The following is a 12,948-nucleotide window of genomic DNA, read 5'->3' as shown; positions in this document are numbered from 1 at the left end:
TAGCGTCTTTCTCGGTTCTTTGCTGCAATGCAATAGGAGTGGGACATGGTGGATATAGTTTCCAGTGAAGCGGGCATTCCGAGACCGGATCATCCGCTGGATAGTTCGGGTAGCGCGAAGTGGTTCCTGCCGGCCTTCGGCGTGCTGGTGCTCATCGGCGTTGTCTATGTCGGCTACGCGCTCAGCCAGGATCTGGCAGAGGCCAAGACCGTGCCGTGGATCCTGCTCGGTATTGCCTTGCTGATCGCGCTCGGCTTCGAGTTCGTCAACGGCTTCCATGATACCGCCAATGCGGTGGCGACAGTCATCTACACACGCTCCCTGCCGGCCGAGTTCGCGGTCATGTGGTCGGGCGCCTTCAATTTCCTCGGGGTTCTCACCTCGAGCGGCGCCGTGGCCTTCGGCATCCTGTCGCTGTTGCCGGTCGAACTGATCCTGCAGGTCGGCTCTTCCTCCGGCTTTGCCATGGTGTTCGCGCTGCTCGTTGCCGCCATCCTGTGGAATGTCGGCACCTGGTTCCTCGGCCTGCCGGCGTCGAGCTCGCACACGATGGTCGGCTCGATCATCGGCGTCGGCCTCGCCAACCAGTTCATGGCGCCTGCCGGCAGCGCCACCAGCGGTGTCGACTGGTCGCAGGCGACCAATGTCGGCATCACCTTGCTGGTGTCGCCGATCATCGGCTTCTTCGCGGCGGCGATCCTGCTCTATGTGATGAAGCTGCTGGTGCGCAATCCGGCGCTCTACGAAGCACCGAAAGGCAACACGCCGCCGCCGTGGTGGATCCGCGCCCTGCTGATCTTCACCTGCACCGGCGTCAGCTTCGCGCACGGCTCCAATGACGGACAGAAGGGCATGGGCCTGATCATGCTGATCCTGATCGGTGTCGTGCCGACGGCCTATGCGCTGAACCGCACGCCCGACATCAACTATCTCGAAGCCTACAAGTCGGCCTCCGCGAGCGTCGAGCAGGCGCTGGGCAAATATGCCAAGCCTGGCGTCACCGTCACCGATGCCAAGGCCGCTGTCCAGGATGCCGTGCGGACCAGGACCTGGAGCGACCAGACGACGGTCGCGCTGCAGACCTACATCCACAACACGACAGCAGGCCTGCAGCCCTATGCCTCGGTCGACAACGTGCCCATCGATCTGGTCAGCAACGCCCGCAATGACATCTACCTGATCGGCGAGGCGCTCAAGCTGATCGACAAGAAGAAGTTGCTGCCGATGGAGGCGACCGATCTGAAAGCGGTCACCGACTACCACAAGGCCGTCGACAACGCGACGAAGTTCATCCCGATCTGGGTGAAGGTCGCCGTCGCCCTGGCGCTCGGCCTCGGCACCATGGTCGGCTGGAAACGCATTGTCGTCACGGTCGGCGAGAAGATCGGCAAAAGCCATTTGACCTATGGCCAGGGTGCCGCCGCGGAGCTTGTCGCGATGGTGACCATCGGCATGGCCGACCGGCTCGGACTGCCGGTGTCGACAACCCACGTACTGTCGTCTGGCGTCGCCGGAACGATGGCCGCCAACGGTTCGGGGCTGCAATGGTCGACGGTGCGCAATCTGCTGCTTGCCTGGGTGCTGACCTTGCCGTGCTCGATCACGCTCGCCTTCGTGCTGTTCATCATCTTCCGCCAGGTGTTCTGAGCAGACAATCAACCATTGAAATGAAAACGGCGCCGGTTTCGGCGCCGTTTTTCGTTTGGGGCGGCTGTGGCGTGTTCGGGATTGTGTTCGGCCACGTGTCATTCAAGGCAAGGCCTTCGGGCACATTCCCATACGCCTGAAGGCCTTGGCCGGTGAACTGTGGATTTGCCGATGCCCTCGTCAGACGAAGGCGCCAGCTAAGACGTCAGGTTGGATCCTCGCGGTGCAGATCGTGGATGGCGACGCCCTCGACATTGGTCGGCAGTGTCAGCCACTGGCGATGGCGCAGCGTGCGCTGCGTGTCTTCCAGCCCCATCTCCCAGTGCTCGCGCATCGAGGTGCCGGAGAATTCGTAGTCCTTGGCGTGTCCCTCATAGCCTTTGTGCTGGTAGATCAGGTGGACGATGTTGACGACGCCGGCCTGCGAATAGTCCTCGATCAGCTCTTTTTCGCCTTCCTTCAACAGTTCGGCTGGCACGCGCTTCAGCGCCTCGAGCAGCTTCATCTTCAGCGCATGGATGCGCTGGAAATTGTCGGTGTTCTGCCGCGTGCGGCTGGAATACATGATGTCCTTGTGCCGCGACAGCACGTCGGCCATGCCGCGTGGCAAGGTGCCGCGCGCGCTGAACAGGTCGACCTGGAACACCAGCGAGGAGCGGTCCTCTTCCTGGTCGAGAAGGTATTGCAGCGGCGTGTTGGAGACGATGCCGCCATCCCAGTAGTATTCGCCCTCGATGCGGATCGACGGAAAGGCCGGCGGCAGCGCGCCGCTTGCCATGATGTGCTCCGGTTCGATGCGCACTTTCTCGGTGTCGAAATAGACGAAGTTGCCGGTCCTGACATTGACCGCGCCGACGCTCAGCCGCTTCTTGCCGTCGTTGAGGATATCGAAGTCGATCAGGGTTTCCAGCGTCTCCTTCAACTCGGCCGTGTCATAGAAGCTGGTGGCGCCGTCGGCTCCCGGCTGTTCGAACCAGGGATTGGGATTGCGTGGCTTGAAGAAGCCGGGCTGGCCCATTGTCATCGTCATCCACGAACTGGTGCGGTTGCGGATGTCGCGGTAGATATCGCCTTCCGGTGTATAGGCCCAGATCTTGCGGCCCGAGATCGTCTGCCAGAATTGCTCGAGACGCTGCAGGCGGCGGCTTGATTCATTGCCGGCGATGATCGCCGCATTGATGGCGCCGATCGACACGCCGGAAAGCCAGCTCGGTTCGCAGCCGGCGTCGGCCAGTGCCTGATAGACCCCGGCCTGATAGGCGCCGAGCGCGCCGCCACCCTGAAACACCAGCGCGATGCGGTCATACTGCGCCGAGATTTCCTCGATGGTGGCCGTGGCCTCCTTCTTGCGATTGCGTTCAAGCACGGCTTTGGTCTCCGACTTTTGTTTGAGCATGATCTTGTCCGAGAACCGGTTGGCTGATGCGATCAGGCGCGGTCGGCGAGATAGTCATGCACCACCTCGCCCAGTCCAAGCGTCAGATCGGCGGTGAAGTGGACGGCGGACACGATGTCGAGGACCGGCAGCCGCGCCACGTCGGCCATGACGTGGGGCCGCAGATCGAGCGCTGCGGGCGCCGTCCAGGCTTCCTTCAGCGTGATGTCGGTGAGGTGGTAGCGGACCAGCTCGCAGATGCGCGGCGTGCCGTCGACATGGGGGATGATCTTGATCAGGAAATTGGGCGCTGCCAGTGAAGCGAGGACCGGATCGCGGTCGACGGCCTTGTGCTTGTAGCCCATGGTGCCGGTGGCGCACAGAGCGCTGCCATAGTGCAGCGTGCCGACGATCACTTCGCCTTCATGCACGATCTTGGGGTTGGCCAGCTTCTTGGGAAAGCCCCACAGCTCGCGGCCGCCGGCGATCGGCGCATCGTCATCGAGATACATCGAATGGACATAGGCGCCGTGCTCGCCCTTGTAGCGCACCGGTATGACCTGGCCGGTCTCGGTGTAGTCGCCGAAGCCGGTCGAGTCCGGCATGCGGATGAACTCGTATTTGACCAGCGGCTCGTCAATTTCCAGCGGCTCCGGCACGACGGCCTCCAGGGCCTCGCGCGTGGTGCGATAGGTGATGATGACGTATTCGCGGTTGAAGAAACGATATGGCCCGGGCGGGAAAGACGGGTTGGTCAGCGGCATCGCATAGGCGCGCTTCAGGACATCGGCGATTTCCAAGCTGCACCCCCGGTTTCTTTCAGATCAAATTTCGTTCAGGAATGAACGCGCGAATGCGCAATTGATTATGTTGCACGGCACCATGACAGAGCCGTGTCAGCTCAAAGACCACGGCGCCAGGGGCCAAGGCGGTGTCGCAATGCTGTAATCGCGCCGACATATCGCCATGGCATTGTCATGCTGCGGTGCACAAGGCCGCACCGTCTTTCGTTCCCTCCCACCTCTCGCGAGATCATCATGGCTTCCCTGTCCTCGAAGAACGCCCTCGTTACCGGCTCGACCAGCGGCATCGGTCTGGCCATCGCCCGCGCCTTTGCCGCCGAAGGCGCCAACGTCACCATCAACGGTCTGGGCGATGCCGCTGCAATCGAGCAGGAGCGGGCCGGCATCGAGAAGGATTTCGGCGTCAAGTGCCGCTACTCCGATGCCAACATGATGGACGGTGCGGCGGTGAGCGCCATGGTGCATGAGGCCGAGGCTGCGTTTGGCAGTCTCGATATCCTGGTCAACAATGCCGGCATCCAGCATGTCGCGCCGATCGAGGACTTCCCGGACGACAAATGGGAAGCCATCATCCGTATCAACCTGCTCGCCGCCTTCTATGCGATCAAGGCGGCGCTGCCCGGCATGAAGGCACGCAAATGGGGCCGCATCATCAACACGGCTTCCGCGCACGCGCTGGTCGCTTCGCCGTTCAAATCAGCCTATGTGTCGGCCAAGCACGGAATTGCGGGACTGACCAAGACGGTGGCGCTCGAGGTGGCGCTTGACGGCATCACCGTCAACGCGATCGCGCCGGGCTATGTCTGGACGCCGCTGGTCGAAAAGCAGATTCCCGACACGATGAAGGCGCGCGGCATGACCGAGGAACAGGTCAAGCACGACGTGCTGCTGGCGGCGCAGCCGACCAAGGAGTTCGTCACCGTCGACGAGCTTGCGGCGCTGACGCTGTTCCTGTGCTCGAACTCAGCCAAGCAGATCACCGGCACCACCTTGCCGATGGACGGCGGCTGGACCGCACAGTAGAGGGTAGTCAAGGCGTTCCGTTTGCCGGCTGGTGCCGCCAGGCGCGCCGGCAGGAAAGCATTCCGGTCAGGTCCATGAAAGTCATCCAGATATCCGATCCGCATCTGATGACGCCGGGCGGTCTTCTATACGGCTCCAATCCGCTCTCCAGGTTGGAAGCCTGCCTTGCCGACATCGGCAGCAACCATGCCGACGCCGATCTGGTGGTGATTTCCGGCGACCTGACCAATGACGGCGAGCGCGCCGCCTATGCTGCGCTGAGGGAAAGACTGGCAGGGTTCGGTCTGCCCTGCCGGCTGATGCTCGGCAACCATGACGACCGGGCGCTGTTTCTCGAGATGTTTCCGGAGGCAGCCGCAGAGCGCGGTTTTGTCCAGAGCGTCGTCGACAGCCGCGAAGGCCGCCTGATCCTGCTCGACACGCTGGACAGCGGACATGTCGAAGGCAAACTATGCGCAGCGCGTCTCGACTGGCTGGATGAACGGTTGCAAGAGGCCCGCGATCGGCCGGTCTTCCTCTTCATGCACCATCCGCCGTTCCGGATACACATCCCCGAGCTCGACCGTGTCCGGCTCGCCGATGCCGATGCCTTGCATGCGGTTCTGCTGCGTCACGGCAATGTCCGCCACATCTTCGCCGGACACGTCCACCGGCTGATCGCCGGCAACTGGCGCGGCATTCCCGTCAGCACGCTGCGCAGCACCAATCATCAGACCGCGCTCGATTTCTCGCAGAGCTGGAGCCTCGGCCATGAGCCGCCGGCCTATGCCGTGATCCTGATCGATGCGGATGGGGTGATCGTGCATTTTCACGATTTTCTAGACAGCGCAGCCGCCTGATTTGGCTGGCCCGGCGATGAATCACGTGCGCCGGCCCGTTGCCCATCGATCAAGTGAAACAGAAATCGCGTTCATGGGCTATCGCACCATGTCATTTTTCGCGCTTCGGGAGCATCTTCTCAGTCGGAAAGTTCTCTTGCCACCCGAGCAATGTCATGTCTGGAGACGCTGAAACACTCCCGATTTCGTTCTACGATGTGATGATCGCCGAGGCTTCCGTTGTCAGCCGTCGCCGAGAACTGATCGCCGCCAGACGTGCGGTGGACAAAAAGGGCGGGAAGAGACCGCCGAATGCGCCGTCCGTGGCGGCGAGCCGTGCGGCCCGGGTCCATGTGGTGACATCGGGGACGGCGGATGAGCGCGGTGACCCTTATCCCAGAATCGAGGCGGAGCGCGACCTGACAGGCCTTGCGTGTTCAGGCGGAGGCGTTCGTTCGGCGGCATTTTGCATGGGCGTTCTGCAGGCGCTGGAGTCCATCACCGAAGAGGACCAGCCGAAGGTGTTCGACAATGTCGATTACCTATCGACGGTTTCCGGAGGCGGCTACATCGGCACGTCGCTGGTCGCCGGGCTGATGCAGACGGATGGTGTTTTTCCGTTCACAAGCACACTCGGCGGTCCGGAGTCCCTCGAGACCCAGCACATTCGGCATTATTCCAACTATCTGGCGCCAAATGGATTTATCGACGTCATTGTCGGCCTCGTGGTGCTGCTGCGTGGACTGCTGGTCAACGCGATGATTTTCCTTGCGGCTCTTGTGACGCTTGCCTGGCTGACCATCCTGATCAACCCGACGGAAGCGTCACTGCGGCTGCCCATCTTCGAAAAATTGACCAGGAATTCGCAAAGCGTCTTCTTTTGGTCGATCGTTCTGGTGACTGCATTTGGCCTTATCCAGATTGGCTATTCGATATTTGCTTTTTGGCCTTCGAAGCGGCCCGATCGCATGACCACGCTTGTAGAGCGAGAAACGACCAGCCGGGTTTTTGCATTTGTCTTTATCGTGTGCCTGCTGATCGCCTTCTTCGAGTTTCAGGCTTACGTTCTCGCCGGCCTCTTCGACGCGGCGAATCCACCAAAGGATTGCAAAGCGATCAACTGGGTCGGGTGCGCCTTGATCCATATGCCGAACTCACTGAGCGGGCTCTGGAGTGTCCTTGTCGGCATGTCGGCCGGGCTTGCCGCCTTTGGCAACAAGCTTATCGCCGTTGTGGTTGCCTCGAAGGGCGACAATTCGTGGACCGGAATCGCTAGACATCTGGCTTCCAAGGTCCTGTTGTACTGCCTGTCTGTGGTGGTGCCGATATTCCTGTGGGTGGTTTATCTAAGCCTGTCCTATGCGGGAATTAGCGGTGGCGACGCGGCAGCTGTCACCGGAAATGCACGCGAGAACTATGCGATCGTGGCCGGCCTGCTCATTGTTTTCTCATTGCTGGTTACGCCAAACGCGAATTCGCTCCACGGCTACTACCGGGACCGTCTGAGCAGGGCATTCCTTTGGCGGCTGGACAAGCTGAGAGACGGCGCCAAGAGCGAACTTGTTGAAAAAAAGCGCGTGCTCGCTCCCTTGAAGCGATGGCTCAAAGACCGGAAAGCGCGAAAACGGGAGACCGATGTCGATCAGTTCAAATTGACGTCGCTGAAGCCCGGCTCACCAGGAAACTGGGCTGATTCCATTTGGTTCTCGCCGTATCTGATCATAAACACCACGGTCAATCTGGAGGGCTCACCCTATCTCGGCAGGCGTGGTCGCAGTGCCGATGCCTTCTTTCTCAGCCCACTCTATACCGGCAGCCAGGCAACGGGCTACGTCGCGACGGATTCAGTTGAGCAGGCCGACCGCAATCTCAATATTGGCACGGCAATGGCTATCTCGGGAGCGGCGGCATCCGCAAATATGGGGGCGAACACCATCCGCGCCCTGACTTTCAGCTTAGCTGCGCTGAACGTACGCCTGGGGTACTGGCTTCCAAACCCGCGGTTCGTCGGTGACCGGTCGGGCCTGCGGAGATGGCTGGCCCATGTCGCGCCCTGGTACTTTGCCAAGGAAGCGTTGGGCAAAGTCGATGAACTGACAAGCAATGTTTACCTGACGGATGGAGGCCATTTCGACAATCTGGGCCTTTATGAGCTGCTAAAAAGGCGCTGTAAGGTTATCGTCGTGGCCGACGCCGAGGCCGACCCGACGCTCGATTTCAACTCGCTCATTCGGGTCGAGCGCTATGCACGAATTGATCTCGGCATTCTGATAGATCTGCCTTGGGCCGAGCTTCGACGCTCGAATGCGCAGGCAACCGAGGAGAAGCTGAACGACAGCCCTACCGATGAGGAGCCGTTCCATGGCCCCCACGTCGCGATCGGTAGAATTGACTATGGAGAAGACGAGCACGGCGTGCTGATCTACATCAAGTCATGTATGAGCGGTGACGAAAGCGACATGATACGCGACTATCGTCGGCGTTACCCGCAATTCCCCCATCAAACGACCTTGGATCAGTTCTTCAATGAAGAGCAATTCGAGGTCTATCGGGCGCTCGGCTTCCACGCGACGCGCAATTTCTTCATCGGCAAAGATCGTTTTGCCGGCTTAAAGAGCTGCCCGATGCAGGATTGGCCAAGCATCGTGCGAAGGGCGCTGGCGCAGCTCAACGTGCCGCAAGACGCCGTGGAGAAAATTGTGCAACGCCAGCAGGATGGGATGATTTAGGCGATGTGCTGCTGGCGACTCAACAGCTGACCCAGGAATTCCGGACTGCCGCCGATCGGCATTTCAATGTCTTCATAGCGATTTCAACATCTGCGATCCTAGATCAGCGTCGTTCCCTCACATCGCAAGCCACATCTGGTGGCCGCAGGCCGCCGTCGAAGCGGATCGGCTGACTGCAGGGCTGCAGCCCTCCACGTCTCTTTTTCGACACGACACGTCTTCCGGCAGGCGCGTTAAAAGCATGCAAATTTGGACATTAGTCTTGACAGAAATACAGATGTTCAATACCGGTCGAGCAATCAAAGAGCCTGCACTACGGGAGGAATGAGCGGTATGGCTTCCAATGTTTCGCTGACGGGGCTTGCCCGCGATCTCGAGGAACGCGCCAGGTCGGGCAAGCCCATCCGCATCGGCCTGATCGGCTCCGGCGAGATGGGCACCGACATCGTCACCCGCGTCGCCCATATGTCCGGCATCGAGATCGGCGCGATCTCCGAACTGAACCTGCCCGCCGCCAGCAGAGCGGTGGATATCGCCTTCCAGGAAACCGGCCACGCGCGCGAAGTGTCGAACGCTTCGGCGATGACGGCTGCAATGGAGGCCGGTAAGGTGGCGGTCACCAATGACGCCAACCTGATCATCAACAATGATCTCATCGATGTCGTCATCGACGCGACCGGCGTCCCGGCCGTCGGCGCCGAGATCGGCCTGCGCGCCATGGAGCATGGCAAGCATCTGGTGATGATGAATGTCGAGGCCGACGTCACCATCGGCGCCTATCTGAAGAGCGAGGCCGACCGGCTCGGCGTCACCTATTCGCTGGGTGCCGGCGACGAGCCGTCCTCCTGCATGGAGCTGATCGAATTCGTCTCGGCGATGGGTCACCCGATCGTCGCCGCAGGCAAGGGCAAGAACAATCCGCTCAACATCGATGCCACGCCCCCCGACTATGAGGAGGAGGCCAAGCGCCGGCACATGAATGTGCGCATGCTGGTCGAATTCGTCGACGGCTCCAAGACCATGGTCGAGATGGCGGCGATCGCCAACGCCACCGGGCTGGTGCCCGACAAGCCCGGCATGCACGGCCCGGCGGCGACGCTTGGCGAACTGTCCAAGGTTCTGGTGCCGCAAAAGGACGGCGGCGTGCTGTCGAAGGTCGGCGTGGTCGACTACTCGATTGGCAAGGGTGTCGCGCCCGGCGTCTTTGTCGTCGCCGACATGTCGCATCCGCGCATCTCGGAGCGCATGGAAGATCTGAAAATGGGCAAGGGACCGTATTTCACCTTCCACCGCCCCTATCATTTGACCTCGCTCGAAGTGCCGCTGACCTGCGCCCGCGTCGTGCTCTACGGCAAGGCCGACATGGTGCCGCTGACCAAGCCGGTGGCCGAAGTCTGCGCGGTGGCCAAGAAGGACATGAAGCCGGGCGAGAAGCTCGATGCCATCGGCGAATATTGCTACCGCGCCTGGATCATGACGTCGCCGGAAGCGCGTGCCGCCAAGGCCATTCCCTGCGGCCTGCTGCAGGGCGGCTCGGTGACCCAGCCGATCAAGAAGGGCGAGCTCATCACCTATGCGAATGCCGCTCCCGCGCCGGGCTCCAAGATCGCCGAACTGCGCGCCCGCCAGGACAAGCTCGTCTACGGGTCCGTGGGAGCCTGATCATGGCCGGAGCCAGCAAAGCCGTCGCCGACAGTCGCGCCAACCTGCCCTTCGTCTACCGCCAGTACAACGCCGAGCAGCTCAGAAATGTGCTCTACAAGATGTACCTCATCCGGCGCTTCGAGGAGGGTGCGGAGGAGTGCTACACGCGCGGCCTCATCCACGGCACCATGCACCTGTCGATCGGCCAGGAAGCCAGCGCCATGGGCATCTGTATGCCGCTTGCCGAGGATGACCAGATCACCTCGACGCATCGCGGCCACGGCCACTGCATCGCCAAGGGCGCCGAGGTCAAGCGCATGTTCGCCGAGTTCTTCGGTAAGACCACCGGCTACTGCAAGGGCCGGGGTGGCTCGATGCACATTGCCGATGTCGGCAAGGGCAATCTCGGCGCCAATGGCATCGTCGGCGGCGGCATTCCGATCGCTGTCGGGGCGGCACTGTCCGCCAAGATGATGAAGACCGGCAAGGTCGTGGTCTCCTTCTTCGGCGATGGCGCCAACAATGAAGGCGCCTTCCATGAAGCGCTGAACATGGCCGCGATCTGGAAGCTGCCGGTGATCTTCGTCTGCGAGAACAACGGCTATGGCATGTCGACATCGACGGCGCGTTCGACCGCCGTCAAGAACATCGCCGAGCGCGCCGCCGCCTATTCGATGCCGGGCGTCATCGTCAACGGCAACATTTTTTCGGAGGTCGCCGAGGCGTCCAACAAGGCTGTCGAGCGTGCACGCGCGGGCGAGGGACCGACGCTGATCGAATCCAAGACCTATCGCCATCGCGGCCATTCCAAGAGCGATCGCAACCGTTATCGCAGCAAGGAGGAGATCGAGGACTGGATGTCGAACCGCGACCCCATCACCCTGTTCGAAAGCGAGCTGCGCGAATTCGGCTTCATCGACGACAAGGGCATCGAGGCCATTCGCGGCGCAGTGGCGCAGGAAATCGCCGACGGCATCGAGTTCGCCAAGGCGAGCCCGTCTCCGGATGTCCGTGACACCGGCGATTATGTCTACACGGAGCAGGCGTGATGGACGCGATGGTGCGTGAACTGAGCTACGCCCAGGCGATCCAGGAAGCCATGGCGATTGCCATGGACATGGACGAACGCGTCTTCCTGATGGGCGAGGATATCGGCGTCTATGGCGGCGCCTTCCAGGTCACCGGCGATCTGGTCGATCGCTTCGGCACCGAGCGAGTGATCGACACGCCGATTTCGGAACTGGGCGGCGCGGGCGTGGCGGTCGGCGCCGCTCTCACCGGCATGCGGCCGATCTTCGAGTTCCAGTTCTCCGATTTCGCCACGCTCGCCATGGAGCAGATCGTCAACCAAGCGGCCAAGATGCGCTTCATGCTGGGCGGCGAGGTTTCGGTTCCGGTGGTGATGCGCTTTCCCGCCGGCTCCGGCACGGGTGCCGCGGCACAGCACAGCCAGAGCCTCGAGGCCTGGCTCGGCCATGTGCCGGGCCTCAAGGTGATCCAGCCGGCGACGCCATACGATGCCAAGGGCATGCTGCTAGCGGCGGTCGCCGATCCCGATCCGGTGATGATCTTCGAACACAAGCTGCTCTACAAGATGAAGGGTCCGGTGCCCGAGGGCTATTACACGGTGCCGATCGGCAAGGCCGACATCCGCCGCGAGGGCCGCGACCTGACCATCGTCGCCACCTCGATCATGGTGCACAAGGCGCTTGACGCTGCGGCCGCCCTGGAGGCCGAAGGCATCGACATCGAAGTCGTCGATCTCCGGACCATCCGGCCGATGGACAAGCAGACCGTCATCGACAGCGTCAAGAAGACGTCGAGGCTGATGTGCGTCTACGAAGCGGTCAAGACGCTGGGCATCGGTGCCGAGGTCAGCGCCATGATCGCCGAGAGCGAGGCGTTCGATTACCTCGACGCGCCGATCGTGCGGCTGGGCGGCGCCGAGACGCCAATCCCCTACAATCCGGAGCTGGAAAAGGCTGTTGTGCCGCAGGTTCCCGACATCATCGCGGCCGCGCGTGACCTCGTGAGAGGGGTTCGCTGATCGATGCCGACCGAAGTCATTCTTCCCAAGGTCGACATGGACATGGCGACCGGACAGATCTCGCGCTGGTTCGCCGAGGAAGGCGCCAGGGTCAACAAGGGCGATGTGCTGTTCGAGATCGAGACCGACAAGGCGGCAATGGAGATCGATGCGCCGGCCAGCGGCGTCCTGCGCGACGTCACCGGCAAGGAGGGGATCGACATTGCGGTTGGTGCCGCGGTTGCCTGGATCTACGCCGACGGCGAAGCCTATGGGGATAAGGTGGACAGGGCTCCAATCTCCCCACCCATGGGGGAGATGTCGACGAAGTCGACAGAGGGGGGCGCTGTCCCGCCGACGTCTCATTCTGTCGCGCCCCCCTCTGCCCTGCCGGGCATCTCCCCCACAAGAGGGGAGATCGGCCAATCGCCGTCGGTCGCGCGCGCAACACCACTCGCTCGCCGTCTGGCCCGTGAAGCGGGCCTCGACCTTTCCGCCATATCCGGCACCGGCCCGCACGGCCGGGTGGTGAAGGCCGACGTCGACGCAGCGATTGCCGGTGGCGGCGCCAAGCCTGCCGCCAAGGCAGCCCCCACTGGGGCTCCGGCTGCTGCTCCTGCCGCGCCGGTGAAGGCGATGTCGGACGAGCAGGTGCTGAAACTGTTCGAGCAAGGCTCCTATGAACTCGTCCCGCATGACAATATGCGCAAGACCATCGCGCGCCGCCTGGTCGAGGCCAAGACCACCATCCCGCATTTCTACCTGACGCTCGACTGCGAACTCGATGCGCTCTTGGCATTGCGCACGCAGATCAATGCCGCGGCGCCAATGAAGAAGACCGAGAAGGGTGATGCACCCGCCTACAAGCTGTCGGTCAACGACA

The 12,948-nt window shown here is 61.9% G+C and carries 10 protein-coding genes; 8 read left to right on the top strand and 2 right to left on the bottom strand.

The window, feature by feature from the left end; genetic code table 11:
• Window positions 1-45: 45 nt before the first annotated feature.
• Window positions 46-1,647, top strand: a complete 1,602-nt coding sequence (locus ACFFNA_RS18505; RefSeq protein ID WP_378920517.1) for an inorganic phosphate transporter — start codon at window positions 46-48, stop codon at window positions 1,645-1,647.
• Window positions 1,648-1,852: 205 nt separating this feature from the next.
• Here the strand turns inward: ACFFNA_RS18505 and ACFFNA_RS18500 are convergent, their stop codons facing one another.
• A complete protein-coding gene (locus tag ACFFNA_RS18500; protein ID WP_378920615.1) occupies window positions 1,853-3,013 on the bottom strand; it encodes a patatin-like phospholipase family protein in 1,161 nt (386 codons plus the stop codon).
• Window positions 3,014-3,075: 62 nt separating this feature from the next.
• On the bottom strand, window positions 3,076-3,822 hold the full coding sequence (locus tag ACFFNA_RS18495; protein WP_378920515.1) for an acetoacetate decarboxylase: 747 nt from the start codon (window positions 3,820-3,822) through the stop codon (window positions 3,076-3,078).
• Window positions 3,823-4,059: 237 nt separating this feature from the next.
• Between ACFFNA_RS18495 and ACFFNA_RS18490 the strand changes: the two genes are divergently transcribed.
• The 7 genes from ACFFNA_RS18490 to ACFFNA_RS18460 all read left to right on the top strand — a co-directional run.
• Window positions 4,060-4,848 (top strand): 3-hydroxybutyrate dehydrogenase, encoded by a 789-nt coding sequence (locus ACFFNA_RS18490; protein ID WP_378920513.1) that lies wholly within the window; start codon window positions 4,060-4,062, stop codon window positions 4,846-4,848.
• Between the two features lie 74 nt (window positions 4,849-4,922).
• Complete coding sequence (locus ACFFNA_RS18485; protein WP_378920511.1) at window positions 4,923-5,687, top strand: phosphodiesterase; 765 nt, start codon at window positions 4,923-4,925, stop codon at window positions 5,685-5,687.
• Between the two features lie 155 nt (window positions 5,688-5,842).
• Window positions 5,843-8,395 carry a patatin-like phospholipase family protein gene (locus tag ACFFNA_RS18480; RefSeq protein ID WP_378920509.1) on the top strand — a complete coding sequence of 851 codons (2,553 nt, stop codon included), beginning with the start codon at window positions 5,843-5,845 and terminating at the stop codon, window positions 8,393-8,395.
• Window positions 8,396-8,728: 333 nt separating this feature from the next.
• The gene (locus ACFFNA_RS18475) at window positions 8,729-10,057 is read left to right on the top strand and encodes an NAD(P)H-dependent oxidoreductase (protein WP_378920507.1); all 1,329 of its coding nucleotides are present in this window, start codon (window positions 8,729-8,731) and stop codon (window positions 10,055-10,057) included.
• Window positions 10,058-10,059: 2 nt separating this feature from the next.
• Window positions 10,060-11,088 carry a thiamine pyrophosphate-dependent dehydrogenase E1 component subunit alpha gene (locus ACFFNA_RS18470; RefSeq protein WP_378920505.1) on the top strand — a complete coding sequence of 343 codons (1,029 nt, stop codon included), beginning with the start codon at window positions 10,060-10,062 and terminating at the stop codon, window positions 11,086-11,088.
• Window positions 11,088-12,086: an alpha-ketoacid dehydrogenase subunit beta gene (locus tag ACFFNA_RS18465; RefSeq protein ID WP_378920503.1), complete on the top strand. Its 999-nt coding sequence runs from the start codon at window positions 11,088-11,090 to the stop codon at window positions 12,084-12,086. Before ACFFNA_RS18470 ends, ACFFNA_RS18465 begins: the two co-directional genes overlap by 1 nt.
• A 3-nt stretch (window positions 12,087-12,089) precedes the next feature.
• Window positions 12,090-12,948, top strand: an 859-nt coding sequence (locus tag ACFFNA_RS18460; RefSeq protein ID WP_378920501.1) for an E3 binding domain-containing protein, incomplete at its 3' end; no start/stop codon positions are given.

It is taken from the genome of Mesorhizobium kowhaii (assembly GCF_042431665.1).
Lineage (GTDB): Bacteria > Pseudomonadota > Alphaproteobacteria > Rhizobiales > Rhizobiaceae > Mesorhizobium > Mesorhizobium kowhaii.
The sequence above is the reverse complement of the archived record's forward strand: the minus strand, read 5'-3'. Positions and strand labels throughout refer to the sequence as shown.